We start from the raw sequence: 20269 nt of genomic DNA, 5'->3' as shown, positions 1-20269 counted from the left end.
ATGAGATCATGAGAGGGAGCGTGAAAGACTTGCAAAGGAAAACGTTGACCGTTGAGGCGCTGCCTGGGTTTGAGCCGGAGATCGGCCGCTGGATATGGGGACTTGAGGACGTGCGGCGGACGATCTTGAAACGGCTGGCCGGGATCCCATATGAGCATCTGAATCATAAGGCGGCCGGCCGGCAATCCATCGGTTCACTGCTATACCATATTGCCTTAATCGAAGCGGACTGGCTGTACGTCGAGGTGCTTGAATCCGATTGGGACCCGAAAATAAAGGCAGGTTTCCCCTGGGATCACCGTACGGAGGATAACCGTCTTTCCGAAGTGCCGGATCAGCCGCTCGCTGAGCATCTCCACCGTATGCACATGGTTCGTCAGGAACTGGTTGCCCATTTCCGAGGCATGGACCTTTCGGACTGGAGAAGACCCAGACGACTGGAGGCGTACGATGTGACGCCCGAATGGGTCATCTATCATCTGATTGAGCATGAGTCCCATCACAGGGGACAGATATTTCAGCTGTTAAGGGAATTGGAGCAAGCGTGAGCATCGTCCCGACGCTGGGAAGCTTCGGCTTCTTCCCGGAGCCGCGCATCGCGGCATTTTAAGCGAATGTGCCATGATTTTTATAACCACGCAGGGCAGGGAGTATTCCTTGCTCTTTTTGCGCATATCCTGCAACGATTCATTCCGCCATACGTATTAAGCCAGATAGAATGCGGTTCGGAGGGGATACGATGAATAACGAATTTTACGTGGGATGGGGAACGCTGGCGCTGATCAATGCCGGGCTGGCCCAAGGAAAGAACAGAACGGGATTAAACTGGTTTCTGCTGTCACTGTTGTTAGGCCCGCTCGCAACCCTGTTTCTTGTCTTGTCAGCTAAAAGGTGAACTTGGCAAAAAAGGTAAATCGGGCAATAAAAAGAGCCGCCTCCCGGCAAGGGAAGCGGCTCTTATCGTATTTTACATCCGCTGAAACATCGCGGTATCACGGCTGTAGTGCGTCAAATAACCTGTTTCTTCGTTGCGGATGCGGACGACATCCGGCGTGTAGCATTCAATGTAACCTCGCTCGATCTCCACGTATACGCTTGCGGGGTCTTCCTCCCACACGGAAACCAGCGTTTCCGAAAGCGCGGCAGCGAAAAAATGGATGTCTTGCGACAGGTACCGGCTATTGCGGTCTATATTCATTTCATTTCCCCTTGATGATTAGAATCGGATAACATGCGGTCTACTAACTCGTTCATTCCCTTCCAGGAATCCTTCAGAATAAATTCATGCTGAATATGCGCATTCCATGGGCGCGGAATCAGGATGGTCTGTTTTCCGGCTTTTCTCGCAGCAATCGCATTATGGGGACCATCGTCAATCAGAAGGTCAAACTCTACTAAATCCTTGCGCTTGGCCACGAAAAAATTCTCGAACGGAATAAAAGGCATATGCCTCTGCAGCCATCTCCATTTCTCGGGCACCGAGGATGGGCGGGCTGCGGTAACGACAATGACATCATAATCATGTGTCATTCTGTGAACCTCGTCAATCGTATATTCGTCAAATAGTTCGAGCTCTTCATACAAACCGGGCTTTCCGAAGAAAAATTCTTCCGAGCATTCAGGATGCCAGATTTGGTGCAGGTTGTAATCGGTAATCTGATCGAGCGTAAGCTGGGGATCCTTGTACTGCAAATTGTGATAATGGATGGCTTTGGGAATCAGATGGCAGATCGTATCATCCATATCGATGGCGACTATTTTTTTGCTCATATCGTCATTACTCTCCTGTAATCATGAAATCTTCGAAAGATGATGTTCCGTAAATTGTAATGGACAGGATGCATATTGGCAAACCAAAATCAAAAATGGAAGGATGTTGCATTTCTTTCCCCTGACTCATTATAAACTAAGTATAACATTAATAGGCCGGCAACCCTTCTGATATTTTCCCGGCGCGGGTTCGACCGGAATCATAGCAGCTTTCCTTCATTATGACAGTACATGTCATGAATGCCCTTTTATAATAGGAGCACTACAGGGCACAAAGGAGGAACGGCCATGCCGCAAGAATATATCCGCATTCGCGGTGCCAGGGAGAATAATCTAAAGAATGTTTCGCTCCAAATTCCAAAACGAAAAATCACCGTCTTTACCGGCGTATCCGGCTCGGGCAAATCGTCCATCGTGTTTGATACCATCAGTTCCGAGGCCCAGCGATTGCTGAACGAGACGTTCACCGCTTTTGTCCGGAACCGGCTTCCCCGGCATAGCCGCCCGGACGTGGACTCGCTCGAGAATTTGTCGACCGCCATCGTCATCGACCAGAAGCGGCTGGGAGGGAACTCGCGTTCCACGCTCGGCACGATCACCGATCTGTACGCCGTTCTTCGACTGCTGTTTTCGAGGGTGGGGCAGCCATTCGTAGGTTATTCCAATGCGTTTTCTTTTAACGATCCGCAGGGCATGTGTCCGGAATGCCAGGGAATCGGGAAGAAGGTGGAGCTGGATCTGACGAAGCTGCTGGATACGACCAAATCCTTGAATGAGGGAGCGGTTCGGTTTCCGATTTTCTCGGTGGACAGCTGGTATATGAAGAACTACACCATGTCCGGTTTCTTTGATAACGACAAGAAGCTGGCCGATTATTCCGAAGCGGAATGGGATCTCTTCCTGTACGGCAAGGAGGGAAAAGTGACGTTCCCGTCCAAAGGCGGACCGGTGCAGTCCGACTTCGAAGGCCTCGTGCTGAAATTTAACCGGCTGTATATTCAGCGAGACAGCAGCGAATTGTCCGAACGAACCTTCAATCACGTGAAAAATTTCATTACGCACGGCACATGCCCGTTATGCGAGGGGACACGGCTCAGCCAAGCTGCGTTAAGCTGCAGGATCAACGGATTCAACATCGCCGAGTGTGCGGCCATGGAGATCGGGGACCTAAGAGCGTTCATCCTGGATATCAAGGAGCCGATCGCTGCCGGCATGGTAGCCAGCTTAGCGGAGCGGCTGCAGCATTTGATGGATATGGGACTGGATTACCTGACGCTGAACCGGGAGACGACCACGCTCTCCGGAGGCGAGTCGCAGCGGGTCAAGATGGTCCGGCATCTGGGCAGCAGCCTGACGGACATGATGTATGTTTTTGATGAGCCGAGCGTGGGCTTGCATCCGCGGGATGTTCACCGTCTGAACGGCATGCTGAGGAAGCTTCGCGACAAGGGTAACACCGTGCTGGTCGTGGAGCATGACCGTGACGTGATTGAAATTGCCGATCATGTGGTGGATGTGGGGCCGAATGCCGGTACCCGGGGAGGGGAAATCGTCTTCGAAGGGACGGTCGAGCAGCTGTGCGACCAAGCTTCCACCTTAACCGGGCGGTATATGAAGCGGTGGATGCCGATGAAGGAACAGTTTCGCGTACCTACAGGGCATATGCGCATTGCCAATGCGAATCATCATAACCTGAACAATGTGACGGTGGATATCCCGGTAGGCGTATTGACCGTGGTCACGGGCGTAGCGGGATCAGGAAAGAGCTCGCTCATTCACCATGCTTTCCTGTCCCAGCATCCCGAGGCTGTTGTCATCGACCAGTCCGCCGTCAGCGCCTCGATCCGTTCCAACCCTGCCACCTACACGGGGATCATGGATGACATCCGGAGCATGTTCGCCAAGGCGAACGGCCAGAGTCCGTCCCTGTTCAGCTTCAATTCCAAAGGGGCCTGCCCCGACTGCCACGGGCTCGGTTTCATCTATACGGACCTGGCTTTCATGGAAGGCATCAAGTCGCCGTGCGATACCTGTGACGGCAGACGTTTTAAGGATGATGTGCTCCAGTACAAGCTCCATGGAAAAATGATCACCGAGGTGCTGGACATGACGGTGCTGCAGGCGCTGCATTTTTTCGAGAAAAAAGAAATCAAGCGGCGGCTGGAAGCATTGCATGACGTGGGCCTGCACTATCTGACCCTCGGACAGCCGCTGAGCACCCTGTCCGGGGGCGAAAGCCAGCGCATCAAGCTGGCCAGCGAGCTGCACAAGCAGGGGCAGATTTACGTCATGGACGAGCCGACGACGGGGCTGCATATGTCGGATGTCGGGCATCTGCTGGACATGATGAATCGGCTCGTCGATAACGGTAGCTCGGTGATCGTGATCGAGCACAATCTGGACGTAATCCGTCAGGCGGACTGGATCATCGATCTCGGGCCCGAAGGCGGCAGCAGGGGAGGGAGGGTCATATTCGAAGGAACGCCCGCCGAACTGATCGCGGCTGAACACTCCCTGACCGGTAAATACGTGAGAGGATAGACTTAGAATAGCTGTGCCGCATATCCCCGCGGCATGGCCATTCTATGGTTATCAGGCTTATATGATCGTTTAAACGGCAATACTGTATGCTGCCACAGACTGCGGCTTAGGCAGGAGTCGGTTCATAAGAATGTATAAACGACTAATGTCCGTATACCGCGATGGGCAGCATTTTGATTGTAAACGGGGGATCAGGCAATGCGGAAAGCATGGTGGAAAGAAGCCGTTGCGTATGAGATCTATCCGCGCAGTTTCATGGATTCGAATGAAGACGGCATCGGGGATCTGCAAGGGGTGACATCCCGTCTGGATTATTTGAAGGATCTCGGGATTGACGTCATATGGGTATGCCCTATCTATCGATCCTCCAATAACGACAACGGCTATGATATCAGCGATTATCAGGATATTATGACGGAATTCGGCTCGATGGCCGACTTCGACCGGCTGCTGGCCGAAATCCATAAGCGCGGCATGCGCCTTATCATGGATCTGGTGCTTAATCATACCTCGGATGAACATCCGTGGTTTATGGAAGCCCGCTCCTCCCGAACGAATCCGAAGCGGGATTATTACATCTGGCGGGACCCGAGGGACGGGGCCGAGCCGAACAATTGGGAATCGGTGTTCACCGGTTCCGCTTGGGAGTACGACGAATTAACGGGTCAATATTATCTCCATCTCTATTCGAAAAAGCAGCCTGATCTAAATATGGAGAATCCGGCGGTCCGGGAAGAGCTGGTGCGGATGATCCGCTGGTGGCTGGATAAAGGGATCGACGGCTTTCGCGTGGACGCGATCACCCATATTAAGAAGCTGCCGGGTTTGCCCGACATGCCGAATCCAAACAACCTTCGATATGTCGATTCAAATCCCGGTCACCGGAATATCGCGGGAATCCATGAATTTCTTCAGCAATTCAAACGCGAAGCGTTCGCCGATTATGACATTATGACGGTGGGCGAAGCCAGCGGCATTCCGATCGCCGAAGCAGACCGCTGGATCGGGGAGGAGAACGGGGCGCTGAACATGATTTTTCAATTTGAGCACGTCAATCTCGATTTCGGACTTGAAGGGCGCTGGGATTACGCCGTCTGGGACTTGGCCGAATTGAAGCAGATCATGCATAAATGGCAGACGGGCCTGGAAGGGACAGGCTGGAACGCTCTCTATATGGAGAACCATGATCAGCCGCGCTCCGTATCCCGTTTTGGCGATCCGGTCCACTATCATAAGGAATCGGCCAAGATGCTGGCTACTTTTTTTATGCTGATGCAAGGGACGCCGTTCATTTACCAGGGGCAGGAAATCGGGATGACGAATGTCGAGTTTCCGGAGCTGAGCGATTATCGGGACGTGGAGATCTACAATTATTACCGCGAGCGGCTGTTGGACGGAAAAGACGTGTCCGAGACGATGCGCAGAATCGCGTACCGGGCCCGGGACAATGCAAGAACGCCGATGCAGTGGGATGACACGCTTTATGGCGGTTTCTCATCCGTCGTGCCGTGGATTCGGTCCAATCCGAATTATCATGAGATCAACGTGGAGCATCAGCTGGCCGATCCCGATTCCATTCTGAATTACTATAAGGCCTTGATCCGTCTGCGCAAGTCCACCGAGGTGCTGATCTACGGAAAATACGAAGCCGTGCTGGAGGAGCATCCGGAGATCTTCGCTTATTCCAGATCATTAGGGAACGAGGTATATCTGATCGTATTGAACTTTTACGGCAGGACGCCGAAGTTTCAGTTTCCAGCGGAATGGAGCGGCCGTCATCCGGAAGTGGTGCTCACCAATTACGAGCGGTCGGACCGGAGTTTCGGCCAATTCACCTTAAACCCTTATGAAGCGATAGTTTATCGTGTAAACTAAGTGGGTAAGCGATTTCTTAAAATGAGAGGTGAATGCAGCTTGTCGCAGCCTAATTTGATGTCTGCCGCCGTTCTTGATCGTCCTTTATCCATTGGGGTGAAGCAGGTGCCCATTCCGGAGCCGAAGCCGGATGAAGCCTTGATTCAGGTGTATTGCATCGGCATCTGCGGTTCGGACGTGCATTATTATGAGCATGGACGGATCGGAAGGTATGAGGTGAAGGAGCCGTTGATTCTGGGACATGAGCTGGCTGGAGTCGTTGTGAAAACGGGGGAGAAGGTGACAAATGTCTCCGTCGGTGACCGCGTGGCCGTGGAGCCGGGCGTTACGTGCGGGCGATGCGCCTATTGCAAAAGCGGACGCTACAACCTGTGCCCGGACGTGGTGTTCATGGCGACTCCTCCGGTTGACGGTGCCTGGGCCGAATACGTTGCGGTTCGCAGCGACTTCCTGTTCCGGCTGCCGGATGACATGTCCTTCGAGGAGGGCGCATTGCTTGAGCCGCTGTCCGTTGGCCTTCATGCCGTACGCCGCGGGCGTATCCGGCCGGAGGACCGGGTGCTGGTGCTCGGTTTGGGCCCGATCGGCCTGCTTGCCATGGAGGCAGCCAAAATGTTCGGAGCCTCACAGGTATTCGGCAGCGACGTCGTGGATTACCGGCGCCATCTGGCCCTTCAGATGGGGGCCTCCGGCGTGATTAATCCCATGGACGAATCCGTGCCCCAGCGATTGGTCGAACTTACGGGCGGCAAGGGAATCGATCTCATCATCGAAACATCGGGCAATGCCGGGGCCATCGCGGATTCCATCGGTTATGTGAACCGCGGGGGCCGCATCGTGTTTGTAGGCTTGCCTGCAAAGGATGCCATTCCGGTGGATATCGGCGCTTTGGTTGACGCCGAGCTGGATGTATACGGCGTGTTCCGCTATGCGAATACGTATCCGGCCGCTGTTCAGATGCTGCAGAACAAGGGCAGCCGCATACGGGACATCATCACCCACCAGTTTTCTTTGGATCAGATCGAGGAAGCCGTGGAGCTTGCCCGCACGCAAAAGGACACCAGCGTCAAAGTCATGATCTATCCTCATCAAAACGCATAACGTTTCTTTGCGGCGGGAAGAGCTGATTCCGGAGCTGGCGGTACAATCGAACCTGAATAATGTGATCATCAAAAAGCACCGCCCCAACACTTGTCGGAGCGGTGCTTTTTTCATGTGTTACCGGTTAGTCCGGGCGCTCATTGCTCATCCAGCTGTCGATGCGAAGATCATCGCCGTAGGTCTCGCGCGACGAAATTTCGCCGAGCTTCTGCTCGGCAGCCTCGCGGGTATCGAATCCGCCGATGACCGCGATAAAGTCCCCGCCGGCCGCCTTAATGAAGGTCACGTCGTCTTCCAAGTAAATCTCTTCAAGAATGGCCAGGGATTCCCCTTGCGGCATCGTCTCACTGCGGATATAGAAGACTTCGCGCGGAGTTACCGGCTCGCCATGGGAAGTAAGCTTCAGCTCCAAATAGCCGGGATCTTTATATTCCGATACGGAATGCTTCACGCCGTCCTTCAGCTCAACGACAAAACGCATGGCCGAATCGTCCAGAATCACATTTTCATAAACATCCTTCACCAGCGGAAGGGCCAGCATGTCTTTCTTGATGGTATCGTAGTCAAAATTTCGAACCCCGTTAAACGTGAAAATAAGGCGGTTCGGGGCATCTCTATGGTCGACGGTATAGGCAGGCACGCTGGAAACGGACTCGCCTTCATGATCAAAATGAATCTTGAATACATCCTCGGAAGCTTCCGTTCCTACGGTAACGCCGTCGGTCCGCTCGCCGCCGCCCCCGAATTGCAGCACCTGAACGATGCTGCCCACCACGGGTACTTTGGATAAGGCATTGGCTACCGTTGGAATATTGACCACGAAGAGCAGGGCAGCGGCCGCTGCAACAACGGAAGAATACCTCATCATGCGTCTGGATCGTTTACGGGTGGCCGCCTTTTTCTGCGCAGCATCTATGACGCCTGTTAACTGAGCGGGAATTTCAATGTGTTCGTAGCGTTCTTTTCCTGTCATAGGCTATCGACCTCTCCCTCGATTAAATAAGATTTCAATTTTCCGATAATGCGATAAAACCTGGTTTTGACGGTGTTCTCGGACAATGACAGCACATCCGCCATTTCCCTAAAGCGCAGGTCCTCAAAAAACTTCAAAATCATGTAGGTTTTCTCCTCCGGCGGCAGTTTGTCCAGCGCATCGTACAGATCCATTTTCTCCTCCAGCGGGACCCCATGCTCTGCAGCCGCGTAGTCCTGGGCCTGGTCTTCCATATAGGTAAACCGCTTCTTGCGACCGAGATGGTCGATGGCAGCGTTAATGACGATCCGGGTCATCCAAGAATCAAAATACTGCGTCGCGTTCATCCGCTCATAAGCGAGGTATCCCTTATAGGTCGCTTCCGAGACGATGTCCAGTGCTTCCTGCTCGTTTTTGACATAGCAATAGGCCACCCGGTATAACTTGTTCTTGCATTTCTCGATATGTTCGCTGAACTGTTGTTGCTTCGATTCTTTCGCTCTCAGTTCACTCACTCCTAACTACTAGCACTAGTATACATGTCATGGCACGAATTCGTTGATCTGTTCATTCATTGGCCGGATTGATGGGATCAACTCAAGTACTTGAGTGCGCTTGACTGATCATTAGACCGTGGAGAGGGCCAAATAGTTTTAGCCCGGGATAAAAAATAGACGAATGGAGGGATATACCAGGCCGATTACGCCGTCTGTGCGAATCCAAGGCTGAAATGAGGAGGGATTGAAAAATACCGAGCAGCTTAACAGAAGACATGAAGGATGTTACTATATGAGTCATATGAAATGAACGGAGGCCAGAACATGTAGGTTTTTCTACCCAACCCGCACAACTAAATACAGAATTGGGGTAGAAAGATGAAACGGAAATCCTTTCGATATCTCTGGATAGGCCAGGCGCTCGCCAATAGCGGCGATTTATTTTACGTTGTCGGTCTGATGGCTATGATCCATGGGATTACGGGATCCGCCATGTTGATGGCCATGATCCCTTTCGTTACGACGACGGCCCGGTTTATCAGCGGGAGCTTTGCGCCCGTTTTAATGGACAAGTACAGCCTCAAGTCGCTGCTTGTTTCGTCTCAGATCGGAAAAACGGCCGTGCTGTTCCTGTTGATGGTAACCTGCTATGCACTGGGAGAGCAGGAGGCGACGGTTTATGCGATTCTCGGATTCGTATTTCTCATCTCCTTGCTCGATGGCTGGGCTGCACCTGCCAGCCATGCCATGCTGCCGCGTCTGGTGGATGCCGCCGAGTTAACGAAAGCGAACAGCTTTGTTGCCATCGTGGATCAGATGATCCAACTGGGAGGCTGGGCCGTTGGGGGATTGCTGGTCGCAGTCATGGGCGGAAGCAGCGTGATAGGACTGACCTTTGCGCTGTCCCTGGCAGCGGCAGTCTTCATGAAACTTATAGAGGATCGGCATGAAGCCGCCCCGGAACCGAAAGAGAAGACGCGCGTTTCGAAAGGGCGCTCCATTCAAGAAGGCTGGGCACTCATTTGGAAGCAGCCTTCCCTTCGGGCGATTCATGTGATTTATGTATTGGAGACGATGGCAGGCGTGATCTGGATCGCAGCGATCATCTACGTGTACGTGGCTGATGTGCTGCACAGGGAGGAGGCGTGGTGGGGATATATCAACGCAAGCTTTTTCCTGGGACTCATGCTGGGCGGACTGTTCGGAATGAGAGGCGCGGAGCTGATCGACCGCAATATTCGCAAGTTCGTCATCTGCTCTTCCTTCGGCATCAGTCTGATGACGCTCGGTTTTGGATTGACCTCGGTGCCTTGGCTGGCCCTTATGTTCTCGGCAGGCTTCGGCGTTTTTGAACAGCTGAAATCCGTCTCGCTGCAGACCACTCTGCAGCGAAGCGTATCCGTTCATCTGTTGCCGAAGGTGTACGCGGCTCAAAGCGCGATGGTTTCGCTGGTATTTGGCCTATCCACGCTGCTGTTCGGGTTCATCACCGACGAATACGGCGTCCGGACTACGTATATCATTGCAGCTGCGGTGTTGTTCATCTCGGGCTGTTACGCTGCAATCATACGAACGAGGTGGCCGGGGGCAGGGGAAAGCGCAGCACAAGGAGGAGGACGCGCGGTATAATTGGCATATAGGTTCATCCTCCCGCCGGACTTGATGACTGCAAGTTTCATACATGCAGACAATTTCGAAAATAAAAAAGGCGAGCGTTAAGCTCGTCTTTTTTATTTTGAATACTACGGGGACTCGCGTTATGAACAGGCGTTTCATCCATATCCTTATGCAAGGCTTTAATTTCGTAAGTCGTATTTGAAACAATCCACGCCCTTTTCCTTCGGAAACATAGGCTGGTAGAGTATGCGATTCATTAGAATGACGATGGCATGAATAACGTGTAAACGGCTCTCCTATCGCTATAGGAGAGCCGTTTTTGGGCTTGATATTCTGGTTACAGTGAAGGGCCAAGGGCAATCCAGGACACGAAGCCGTAGGAAAGGCTGCAATTCGGCTGGCGGATCACTTCCAGAACTGCTGCATCCTCGCGCTGGGATTTCAGTGAGATCTGGAAGCCAGGATTGTTGCTCATCCCCACGATAACATAGTTAATGCCGGCATAAGGTTCATCGAATAGGACGGTCACCTCGGTCTGAGTGCCGGCCCCTGTCAATACAAAGGGGGTCATTCCAAATTGCTGAAGTTTCGGCTTCCCGCTTGAGCTGCGCACCGGCGTGAAGGCCAGATGCTGTGCAGTGACTGCTGATTCAGCCAATTGCTGGCTGGTTACAGCCCCGTCGGAAATATGAACGCTAGCGACAGCCGACTTGCCTAATTTGTCGCCGTCAATGCTGCCGTCAGCGAGTGTAAAGGTATCAAAAGCGTCCGGTCTAAGATGTCTTCTCTCGATGGTCCCGTCAGCGATTTGGTTTCCGGTAACAGATCCCTCGGCCAAGGTGAAGTTATCAAAAGCATCCGGTCCAAGGTGTTTACTCTCAATGGAACCTTCGGCGATCAGGGAACCGTTCAAAGATCCCTCGGCCACGTTCGCGCCAGTGATAGTCCCTTCAGCGATCTGGCTTCCTGTAACAGAACCGTCAGCTAGGGTGAAGTTATCAAAGGCATCCGGTCCAAGGTGTTTACTCTCGATGGAACCTTCTGCGATCAGGGAACCGTTCAAAGACTCCTTAGCGACGTTCGCGCCGGTGATAGTCCCTTCAGCAATTTGGCTTCCGGTAACAGAGCCGTCAGCCAAGGTGAAGTTATCAAAGGCATCCGGTCCAAGGTGTTTACTCTCGATGGATCCCTCGGCCAAGGTGAAGTTATCAAAGGCATTCGGACCAAGGTGCCGGCTCTCGATGGATCCCTCGGCGATCAGGGAGCCGTTCAAGGAACCCTCAGCGACGTTCGCGCCGGTGATAGTCCCTGCAGCGATTTGGCTTCCTGTAACAGAACCGTCAGCCAGGGTAAAGTTATCAAAGGCATCCGGTCCAAGGTGTTTACTCTCGATGGAACCTTCGGCAATCTGGGAGCCGTTCAAGGATCCCTTAGCTACGTTCGCGCCGGTGATAGTCCCTTCAGCAATTTGGCTTCCTGTTACTGAACCATCGGCCAGGGTGAAGTTGTCAAAGGCATCGGGTGCGAGGTGTTTGCTCTCAATGGACCCCTCGGCCAGGGTGAAGTTATCAAAAGCATCCGGTCCAAGGTGTTTGCTCTCGATGGAGCCTTCGGCAATCTGGGAGCCGTTCAAGGATCCCTCGGCCACGTTCGCGCCGGTGATAGTCCCTGCAGCGATTTGGCTTCCTGTAACAGAACCGTCAGCCAGGGTGAAGTTATCAAAAGCATCCGGTCCAAGGTGTTTACTCTCAATGGAACCTTCGGCGATCAGGGAGCCGTTCAAGGAACCCTCAGCGACGTTCGCGCCGGTGATAGTCCCTTCAGCAATTTGGCTTCCGGTAACAGAGCCGTCAGCCAGGGTGAAGTTATCAAAGGCATCCGGTCCAAGGTGTCGGCTCTCGATGGATCCCTCGGCGATTTGTGAGCCGTTCAAGGACCCGTCGGCCACATTCGCGCCAGTGATAGTACCTTCAGCGATCTGGCTTCCTATAACAGAGCCGTCAGCCAGGGTGAAGTTGTCAAAGGCATCGGGTGCGAGGTGTTTGCTCTCAATGGACCCCTCGGCCAGGGTGAAGTTGTCAAAAGCATCCGGTCCAAGGTGCCGGCTCTCGATGGAGCCCTCTGCAATCTGGGAGCCGTTCAAGGATCCCTCGGCCACGTTCGCGCCGGTGATAGTCCCTTCAGCAATTTGGCTTCCTGTTACTGAACCATCGGCCAGGGTGAAGTTGTCAAAAGCATCCGGTCCAAGGTGTTTACTCTCGATGGATCCATCTGCAATCTGGGAACCGTACAAGGACCCGTCGGCCACGTTCGCGCCGGTGATAGTCCCTGCAGCGATTTGGCTTCCTGTAACAGAACCGTCAGCCAGGGTGAAGTTATCAAAAGCATCCGGTCCAAGGTGTTTACTCTCGATGGATCCCTCGGCGATCAGGGAACCATTCAAGGACCCGTCGGCCACGTTCGCGCCAGTGATAGTGCCTTCAGCGATTTGGCTTCCTGTAACAGAACCGTCAGCTAAGGTGAAGTTATCAAAAGCATCCGGTCCAAGGTGTTTACTCTCGATGGATCCCTCGGCGATCAGGGAACCATTCAAGGACCCGTCGGCCACGTTCGCGCCAGTGATAGTGCCTTCAGCAATTTGGCTTCCTGTTATTGAACTCTCGGCCAGGGTGAAGTTATCAAAGGCATTCGGTGCGAGGTGTTTACTCTCGATGGAACCCTCTGCAATCAGGGAACCGTTCAAAGATCCCTCGGCCACGTTTGCGCCGGTGATGGTCCCTTCAGCGATCTGGCTTCCTATAACAGAGCCGTCAGCCAGAGTAAAGTTATCAAAGGCATCCGGTGCGAGGTGTTTACTCTCAATGGAACCTTCTGCAATCAGGGAACCGTTCAAGGATCCCTCGGCCACGTTCGCGCCGGTGATAGTACCTTCAGCGATCTGGCTTCCTGAAACAGAGCCCTCGGCCAGAGTAAAGTTATCAAAGGCATCCGGTGCGAGGTGTTTGCTCTCAATGGATCCCTCGGCGATCAGGGAACCGTTCAAAGATCCCTCGGCCACGTTCGCGCCGGTGATAGTACCTTCAGCGATCTGGCTTCCTGTAACAGAGCCGTCAGCCAGGGTGAAGTCGTCAAAAGCATCCGGTGCGAGGTGTTTGCTCTCAATGGATCCCTCGGCGATCAGGGAACCGTTCAAAGATCCCTCGGCCACGTTCGCGCCAGTGATAGTACCTTCAGCGATCTGGCTTCCGGTAACAGAGCCGTCAGCCAGGGTGAAGTCGTCAAAAGAATCCGGTGCAAGGTGTTTGCTCTCAATGGATCCTTCGGCGATCAGGGAACCGTTCAAAGATCCCTCGGCCACGTTCGCGCCGGTGATGGTCCCTTCAGCGATTTGATTTCCTGAAACAGAGCCCTCGGCCAGAGTAAAGTTATCAAAGGCATCCGGTGCGAGGTGTTTGCTCTCAATGGATCCCTCGGCGATCAGGGAACCGTTCAAGGATCCCTCGGCCACGTTCGCGCCAGTGATAGTCCCTTCAGCGATCTGGCTTCCTGTTACTGAACCATCGGCCAGGGTGAAGTTGTCAAAGGCATCCGGTGCGAGGTGCTTGCTCTCAATGGATCCCTCGGCAATCTGCTCCCCGTTCAGTGAGCCGTCGGCTACGTTCGCGCCCGTGATGGTTCCCTTAGCGATTTGTCTTCCGGATACAGATCCGCCGGCCAGGGTGAAGTTAGCAAAAGCGTCGGGTCCAAGGTGCTTGCTTTCGATAGAGCCCTCGGCAATCTGCGCCCCGTTCAAGGAGCCGTCGGCTACGTTCGCGCCGGTGATGGTTCCCTCAGCGATTTGATTTCCCGTAACAGAGCCCTCGTCTAAGGTGAAGTTGTCAAAAGCATTCGGTGCAAGGTGCTTGCTTTCGATGGATCCCTCGGCAATCTGCGCCCCGTTCAAGGAACCGTCGGCTACGTTCGCGCCCGTGATGGTCCCCTTAGCGATTTGCCTTCCGGATACAGATCCGCCAGCCAGGGTGAAGTTATCAAAAGCGTCCGGACCGAGGTGGCGGCTTTCAATGGAGCCTTCGGCGATCTTCGAACCTTTCAGGGACCCATCGGCGACGTTCGCGCCCGTGATGGTACCTTCAGCAATTTGACTTCCCGTAACAGAACCCTTTCCTAAGGTGAAGTTGTCGAAAGCATCCGGTGCGAGGTGCCTGCTATCGATGGAGCCTTCGGCAATCTGCGATCCGTCTAAGGAGCCGTCGGCGATGTTCGCGCCGGTGATGGTTCCCCCAGCAATTTGACTTCCTGTTACAGAGTTTTCGGCTAAAGTGAAGTTATCAAAAGCGTCCGGAGCGAGGTGCTTGCTTTCGATAGAGCCCTTGGCAATCTGGGACCCGTTCAAAGCACCAGCCGCAATGTTCGCACCCGTGATGGTTTCCTTGGCGATTTGGCTCCCCGTAACGGAGCCGTTAGCCAGGTTGAAGTTATCAAAGGCGTCCGGACCGAGATGCCGGCTTTCAATAGAGCCCTCGGCTATTTTCGAGCCGTTCAGAGAACCTGCCGCAATGTTTGAGCCGGTGATCGTTCCATGGGCAATTTTTGCTCCCGTAACCCCGTGATCCTGAATAAGCTCCGTTGTAATCGCACCGGCTTCAATATGCTTCGCGTTGATGCTGTGCGTCTGCAAATGATGGGGAAGCACGGCACCTTCTGCCAATTGTCTTGATTTGACGGACCCTGGCTGCAGCTGATCGACTCCCACACTATCCGGTTGCAAGTGGACATGGCCGACAGACTGATCCGCCAGATGGGCCATGTTGACGGAGTAAGGGGCGAGATGGTGACTTTGAATAGAGAATAATTCTATATGCTTGGATGCCACAGCCCCTTCACTGAGATGGTTTCCATGGATCGATTCTCCGGCAATATGCTCGGAAAGAACGGCACCGTTTTCGATGTGCGACGATTCAATGCTTTCGTTCTGGATATGCTTTGCGCTGATCGAGCCTGACGCAATATGCCGATCGGTTACAGCGATATCCTCAATATGCTGTGATTTGACCACTTCCAAACCAAGGTGGTCCGAAAGGACGCTCGCTTCTTGCAGATGCACTGCCGAGATGGAGAGCGGTTTGATTTTTTCTCCGCTAACGGCGTTTGTTTTCAATGCGGTACCCGACACAGATGAAGGGGTGAGGTGGTCTTCCGTAATCGATTGCGATTCAAGCTTCGCTCCTGGAATGCTTCCGTCGGCAAACAGCATATCGGGCGATCGGCTCTCGTCAGCCAAATGGTTTAACGTAATGGACTTCTTTTTCAAGTGGTAGCCGTGGATGGCTTCCTGGGTGATATGTTTGCCCAAAATGGATTCCAGTCCAAGATGCACTCCCTCAACCGCCTGCTGGGCAATTTTGTCTGAGGTAACGGCTCCATTCTGAATGGCTTCCTTGGCGACGGAATGGGTTGACAGGTGGGTGGAACGGATGGCTTGGGATGCTATTTTGTCACCAGTGATGCTGCCTTCGGCAAGTTTGGACGACGTAACGGAAAGATCCACCAGCTTGTCGGTCGACACGCTTTCCGGCGACAGTTTCAGGGACGTTACAGCATGGTCTGCCAGATGCCGAGGTGCAATAACCCCTTCGCCGATAGAGGATTCGATTACGCTGCCTTCGGCAATTTTGTCGCTCGTTACCGCTCCGCGTCCAAGCGCTTCTGTTCCTACGCTCTCGGTCTGTAAATGGCAGCTGGCAACCGAGCCGTTGGTCAAATGCGATGATTGGATCGCCCCGTCTTGTATGGCATGTGCTCCGACGCTGTCCGCAGCCAGATGCTGCTGCAGAATGGATTGGCTTGCGATATTGCTGGAAGTCACGCCACTCTGCCTAATGATGCTGCCGCCAACCGAGCCCAACGCCAGCTTGCTGCCCGTTACACTTTCGGGTGCGAGCTGTTCTTCCCCAACCGATTCTCGCTGAAGATGCTGTCTCGCGATGGAACGGTCCGCCATGTGCTGCTCTCCAATCGTTCTGGAATGGATTGCCGCACCAAGCACGCTTTCAGGAGCAAAGTGCTGTGGCAAGATGCTGCCGATTGCGATATGTTTTGCTTTCACTGCATCTTGAGAGAGATGCCGGGCTTGAACAGCCTCCGAAGCGATTTGGGATGATTCTACCGCTCCTTTAGCCAAATGACGGGTTTGTACAGCTTCATTAGCAATCTTACTCGGGAGAACACTCTGATCGGCAATTTTTGAGGCCGTAACAGCCTGCTCGACCAGTTTGGCTGTATGGACTGACTGATCGGCAAGTTTGGAGCTCGTTATACTGGAATCGCTCAAGTGACGGGTGGACACGGCGCTGATGTCGATCTGCTCGGGACCGATGGAACCAGGCTGAATCTGATCAGGCCCTATTGCACCGTCTTCCAGATGGCGGGCGCCAAGCGTTCCATTCTGAATATGGTCGGCGCCAATGCCTCTAATAGCAATTTGGTCGGGGCCGATGCTTCCCTTGGCAATATGCTCCGATGTCACGGCCCTGCTGACGATATGGTCGCTGTTAATGGATTTCTGCTGTATATGGGAGCCGTCTACGGCGCTATCCGCTATTTTGTTTCCGGTGATGGCGCCATCGCGGATTTTGGATGACGTGACGGCATTGTCGGCAAGCTTGGAAGTGTGAATCGCCTCATTGGATATATGCCGGGTTTCTACGGCGCTTGATGCGATTTTTTCCCCAATGACAGATTGGTCGTCCAGCAGCTCCGTCGATACGAGCAGCTGCTCAAGGTGCCTTGCTGTAATAGCTCCGTCGGCTATTTTCTTCCCTTCAACGGCATGGTCCGCCAGCTTTTGGGTGGTTATGCTGCCATCCTTGATTTTGCTTGCGTTGACCGAGCCGTCCCTGAATTTGCGCGTCGATAAGATTCCATCCATGAGATGCTCGCCCGTGACCGACAATGGAGCAATTTTGCTTGAGGTCACGGCTTCGTCTGCAAGATGAAGGCTGGAAACGCTATAGTCTTGCAGTGCTTCGGGACCGACCGCTCCACGAGCAAGCTTGGAAGCCGTAACCGACTTGGAGGCGATCCGGTTCTCGGTTATGGCATATTCACCTATGTCCTCTGTAAATATAAATGCTCCCTTAATTTCTGGCATTTCCTTTTCAAGAATCAACTGCTCCGGCCCGATTTCCGTGTTAGGCAGAGGATCGGAAGATAGCGTCAAATGGTCAGAAGACAGTGTCATGGAAGAATCTGCAGAAGACAGTGTCACGGAATCCGTAGAAGACAGTGTCACGGAATCCGTAGAAGATAATGCTGTGGAGTCAGTTGCTGCCGCGGCGGAGTCGGAATTTACCGTCACGGCATCAGAAAATGCAGTAACCTCTGTTGATACAGAAATAGCTTCGTCTGATATTACGGGTTTGATGACTTCTTCTCTTTCTTGCTGCCTTAATTCGAAAATGCCGATGAGATCCTCTTCGGGATCCGCGAGGGGTAATGTTGAAAGAATGCGGGCTTCTTTATCTTGTTCTGTTTCTTTTTCTTTTTCTTTCTCAGGACTGCGTCCATTACCCCGCCCCAACAGGTCGAGTTCCCTGGTACTAGGGTCAACTCTGAAGGGTTGGTTAGAAGATGTTGACGAGTTTTTTTTCTTTTTCTTCAAAACTGCACGCTCCTTCCGAATACTGATCGTCTCCGGTATCATATGCAGCCGTTTAGGCGGCTGTCACTGGTCTTTTGGGATTCGAAGAATCGAAATGGCGACGCATCCATGGAAAAAGGACCCGGCAAAGGCCGAGTCCTTCATTATGCGCTTAAGAGCGCTTATAAAATTTAACCCCTGACGCCATTACGGCTGCACAGTCGGTTCCGTATTTGAAGTTTCTTCAAGAATCTTTGCTTCTAAAACGACAAAAGCCCTGCCTCTCTTTCGTCCTTGCGGCTCCGATGACCGCTCCAGTGTGAATCAGAAAACCGTTCCATAAAACTCATACTTTTAGGGTCATAAAATAGGAATTTGCACTTCAACAGAGATGTAAATAACCATGTTTCGAGGAACTTACGGGGTTAAACTTCGTGTAACAATTAATTATTATAGCACAACTGCATGTAATAAGCAAAGATATTCAAACGAATATTAGAATGATATGCAAAAACGCTTGATTTTTTCCTGAAATCCTACGATATTCATATTAACAGTTTTTTCTTGCAAATTCTGCTGCCGAGCTCTTAAACTTGTAGCATCATGTCGAATACGTTCGGATCGCATATGCCTTGCCGATGTTTATTATCCGTTTAATGAAAGTAGGCGTTCCATGCAACTGTATAAGTCTTTTCTTAAACAGCTAATCCGGAACTATATGATCGGGTCCATTGCAGCTGTGCTTGTTGTGGGTGGCGTATTAATGGTAACGACCCTCGAGATTCCCGCCCGGGAAGGCGTGCGTCTAATGCTCATATTGGCCATTTCGTTCATGGTAATGGTCGCATCGGAGCTGACGGTCTTTCTTCGCCATTTACGGCCGATTCACGCGGGATTTGATGAAGGCCATACGGATTTGGAAACGTTGGAAAAAGCGTATTTGAGCATTCACCGTATGCCGCGTTTGGCGGTATATCGCATATTCGGACCGCATCTGCTCGGTTTGTCGCTTCCGGCCATTCTGCTTACCGTTTGGATGATGGAGCAGGGGAAGCTGAATTTCCCGCCGTTCTACATATGGCTGGCTTGCCTGGGGGCGGTCCTGCTGGCCAGCTGTCATGCCATGATCGAATTTTTCCTGACCATAGCCGCCATTCGCCCTTTGATCAAGGAAGTTCGGCGGCAGGCGCTGTCGCGTTATGGCGTGGATTTCTCTCTTGAAGGCCATGTGTTCATGGCGATTCGGACGAAATTTCTGCTGAGTACGATGCTGATCGGCACCTTTCCGCTATTTCTGTTCAGTTTGGCCGTGCAGATCCGGTTGGAGGGGCTTAGTCAGATTGTAGCCCAGCAGTATTGGGGCTGGGCCGGATTTATATTGCTGCTTGGGGTCGGATTTGCTTATATCGGCGCCTGGCTCTTGACCCAGGATTTGCAGCGTCCCATCCGTCAGCTGTACCGGGCGATGAATGAGATCAAGGAGGGCCGTCTGATTCAGACCTCCAATCTCTACTCCGATGAATTTTCCAATTTGATCGCGGGTTTTAATATGATGGTCCGCGGGCTGCAGGTGCGCGAGGAACGGAATCGCAAGCTGCTGGACAGTTATTTTGCCGCTTTGGCGGCGGCGCTGGATGCCAGAGATCCTTACACGGCCGGCCATTCGCTTCGGGTAGCGGAATATTCGGTGTTGATCGGCCGTCTGGCCGGACTAAGCGAAGAGCAGGTTGATCTTTTGCATAAGACGGCATTGCTGCATGATATCGGCAAGATCGGGGTCAGGGACAACATTTTGCTGAAGGAAGGGAAACTGACGGCAGAGGAGTTCGATCAGGTAAAGGCTCATCCGGCGCAAGGGGAGAACATTCTGCTGCAAATCGAGCCTGCCGATGCGATGGCTCCTTACCTGGAGGGGGTGCGCTCCCACCATGAGCGCTATGACGGAGGCGGGTACCCTGACGGGCTGAAGGGAAAGGAAATTCCGCTGTTCGGCAGGATTATTGCGGTGGCCGATGCCTATGATGCCATGACGTCGGATCGGCCGTACCGCAGCGGCATGAAATCCGCGGATGCGTTGAGCATATTGGAAGCTGGTAGGGGAACCCAGTGGGATCCCGATTATGCGGGCATGTTCGTGAAATACATGAAAGCGGAGAAGAAGGTCATTACGATCCGTTAGCGGGGGACCGGCCAAGGAACGCAGCTGCACGGATTCTTTGATGAGCAAGTAAGAGGCCGTACCTGTGCAGGTATACG

General features: G+C 52.9%; 13 protein-coding genes. 8 read left to right on the top strand and 5 right to left on the bottom strand.

Annotated features, from left to right (window positions below; all coding sequences use genetic code 11):
• Positions 1-20 precede the first annotated feature (20 nt).
• The gene (locus tag RB297_RS19030; protein ID WP_228468802.1) at positions 21-548 is read left to right on the top strand and encodes a DinB family protein; all 528 of its coding nucleotides are present in this window, start codon (positions 21-23) and stop codon (positions 546-548) included.
• A gap of 191 nt (positions 549-739) precedes the next feature.
• On the top strand, positions 740-895 hold the full coding sequence (locus RB297_RS19025) for a hypothetical protein (RefSeq protein ID WP_006208027.1): 156 nt from the start codon (positions 740-742) through the stop codon (positions 893-895).
• Between the two features lie 72 nt (positions 896-967).
• On the opposite strand, the gene RB297_RS19020 is transcribed toward RB297_RS19025, so the two are convergent.
• Together RB297_RS19020 and RB297_RS19015 are read right to left on the bottom strand one after the other, a co-directional pair.
• Entirely contained in the window at positions 968-1198 is a 231-nt protein-coding gene (locus RB297_RS19020; protein ID WP_009591802.1) for a hypothetical protein, read from the bottom strand.
• Complete coding sequence (locus RB297_RS19015) at positions 1195-1770, bottom strand: 5' nucleotidase, NT5C type (RefSeq protein WP_012818875.1); 576 nt, start codon at positions 1768-1770, stop codon at positions 1195-1197. Before RB297_RS19015 ends, RB297_RS19020 begins: the two co-directional genes overlap by 4 nt.
• Before the next feature lie 288 nt (positions 1771-2058).
• On the opposite strand from RB297_RS19015, the gene RB297_RS19010 reads away from it, so the two are divergent.
• From RB297_RS19010 to RB297_RS19000, 3 genes are all read left to right on the top strand, one after another.
• The gene (locus RB297_RS19010; RefSeq protein ID WP_096774617.1) at positions 2059-4311 is read left to right on the top strand and encodes an ATP-binding cassette domain-containing protein; all 2253 of its coding nucleotides are present in this window, start codon (positions 2059-2061) and stop codon (positions 4309-4311) included.
• A gap of 198 nt (positions 4312-4509) precedes the next feature.
• Positions 4510-6186 (top strand): glycoside hydrolase family 13 protein, encoded by a 1677-nt coding sequence (locus RB297_RS19005; protein WP_375121140.1) that lies wholly within the window; start codon positions 4510-4512, stop codon positions 6184-6186.
• A gap of 39 nt (positions 6187-6225) precedes the next feature.
• On the top strand, positions 6226-7287 hold the full coding sequence (locus RB297_RS19000) for an NAD(P)-dependent alcohol dehydrogenase (RefSeq protein ID WP_375121139.1): 1062 nt from the start codon (positions 6226-6228) through the stop codon (positions 7285-7287).
• Between the two features lie 124 nt (positions 7288-7411).
• On the opposite strand, the gene RB297_RS18995 is transcribed toward RB297_RS19000, so the two are convergent.
• Both RB297_RS18995 and RB297_RS18990 read right to left on the bottom strand, forming a co-directional pair.
• On the bottom strand, positions 7412-8260 hold the full coding sequence (locus RB297_RS18995) for a DUF4179 domain-containing protein (protein WP_375121138.1): 849 nt from the start codon (positions 8258-8260) through the stop codon (positions 7412-7414).
• Positions 8257-8775, bottom strand: coding sequence for a sigma-70 family RNA polymerase sigma factor (locus RB297_RS18990; RefSeq protein ID WP_375121137.1), 519 nt, complete (start codon positions 8773-8775; stop codon positions 8257-8259). The genes RB297_RS18995 and RB297_RS18990 overlap by 4 nt, the downstream gene beginning before the upstream one ends.
• Positions 8776-9135: 360 nt before the next feature.
• Between RB297_RS18990 and RB297_RS18985 the strand changes: the two genes are divergently transcribed.
• A complete protein-coding gene (locus tag RB297_RS18985; RefSeq protein ID WP_375121136.1) occupies positions 9136-10386 on the top strand; it encodes an MFS transporter in 1251 nt (416 codons plus the stop codon).
• Positions 10387-10711: 325 nt separating this feature from the next.
• On the opposite strand, the gene RB297_RS18980 is transcribed toward RB297_RS18985, so the two are convergent.
• The gene (locus tag RB297_RS18980; RefSeq protein WP_375121135.1) at positions 10712-17614 is read right to left on the bottom strand and encodes a WIAG-tail domain; all 6903 of its coding nucleotides are present in this window, start codon (positions 17612-17614) and stop codon (positions 10712-10714) included.
• On the opposite strand from RB297_RS18980, the gene RB297_RS18975 reads away from it, so the two are divergent.
• Together RB297_RS18975 and RB297_RS18970 are read left to right on the top strand one after the other, a co-directional pair.
• Complete coding sequence (locus RB297_RS18975) at positions 17613-18215, top strand: hypothetical protein (RefSeq protein ID WP_375121134.1); 603 nt, start codon at positions 17613-17615, stop codon at positions 18213-18215. The two genes, RB297_RS18980 and RB297_RS18975, sit on opposite strands and share 2 nt — an antisense overlap.
• Before the next feature lie 471 nt (positions 18216-18686).
• Positions 18687-20192, top strand: coding sequence for an HD-GYP domain-containing protein (locus tag RB297_RS18970; RefSeq protein ID WP_096777112.1), 1506 nt, complete (start codon positions 18687-18689; stop codon positions 20190-20192).
• Positions 20193-20269 lie beyond the last annotated feature (77 nt).

The sequence above is a fragment of the Paenibacillus sp. CR_12 genome (assembly GCF_041953985.1).
Taxonomy (GTDB): Bacteria; Bacillota; Bacilli; order Paenibacillales; family Paenibacillaceae; genus Paenibacillus_AQ; species Paenibacillus_AQ lautus_A.
The sequence above is the reverse complement of the archived record's forward strand: the minus strand, read 5'-3'. Positions and strand labels throughout refer to the sequence as shown.

Bases quoted from the DNA above. Each gene is read 5' to 3' on its own strand.
- RB297_RS19005 (WP_375121140.1), top strand. From the start codon at position 4,510: ATGCGGAAAGCATGGTGGAAAGAAGCCGTTGCGTATGAGATCTATCCG.
- RB297_RS19025 (WP_006208027.1), top strand. From the start codon at position 740: ATGAATAACGAATTTTACGTGGGATGGGGAACGCTGGCGCTGATCAAT.
- RB297_RS18985 (WP_375121136.1), top strand. From the start codon at position 9,136: ATGAAACGGAAATCCTTTCGATATCTCTGGATAGGCCAGGCGCTCGCC.
- RB297_RS19015 (WP_012818875.1), bottom strand. From the start codon at position 1,770: ATGAGCAAAAAAATAGTCGCCATCGATATGGATGATACGATCTGCCAT.
- RB297_RS19020 (WP_009591802.1), bottom strand. From the start codon at position 1,198: ATGAATATAGACCGCAATAGCCGGTACCTGTCGCAAGACATCCATTTT.
- RB297_RS18970 (WP_096777112.1), top strand. From the start codon at position 18,687: ATGCAACTGTATAAGTCTTTTCTTAAACAGCTAATCCGGAACTATATG.
- RB297_RS18975 (WP_375121134.1), top strand. From the start codon at position 17,613: ATGGAAGAATCTGCAGAAGACAGTGTCACGGAATCCGTAGAAGACAGT.
- RB297_RS18980 (WP_375121135.1), bottom strand. From the start codon at position 17,614: ATGACACTGTCTTCTGACCATTTGACGCTATCTTCCGATCCTCTGCCT.
- RB297_RS19010 (WP_096774617.1), top strand. From the start codon at position 2,059: ATGCCGCAAGAATATATCCGCATTCGCGGTGCCAGGGAGAATAATCTA.
- RB297_RS18995 (WP_375121138.1), bottom strand. From the start codon at position 8,260: ATGACAGGAAAAGAACGCTACGAACACATTGAAATTCCCGCTCAGTTA.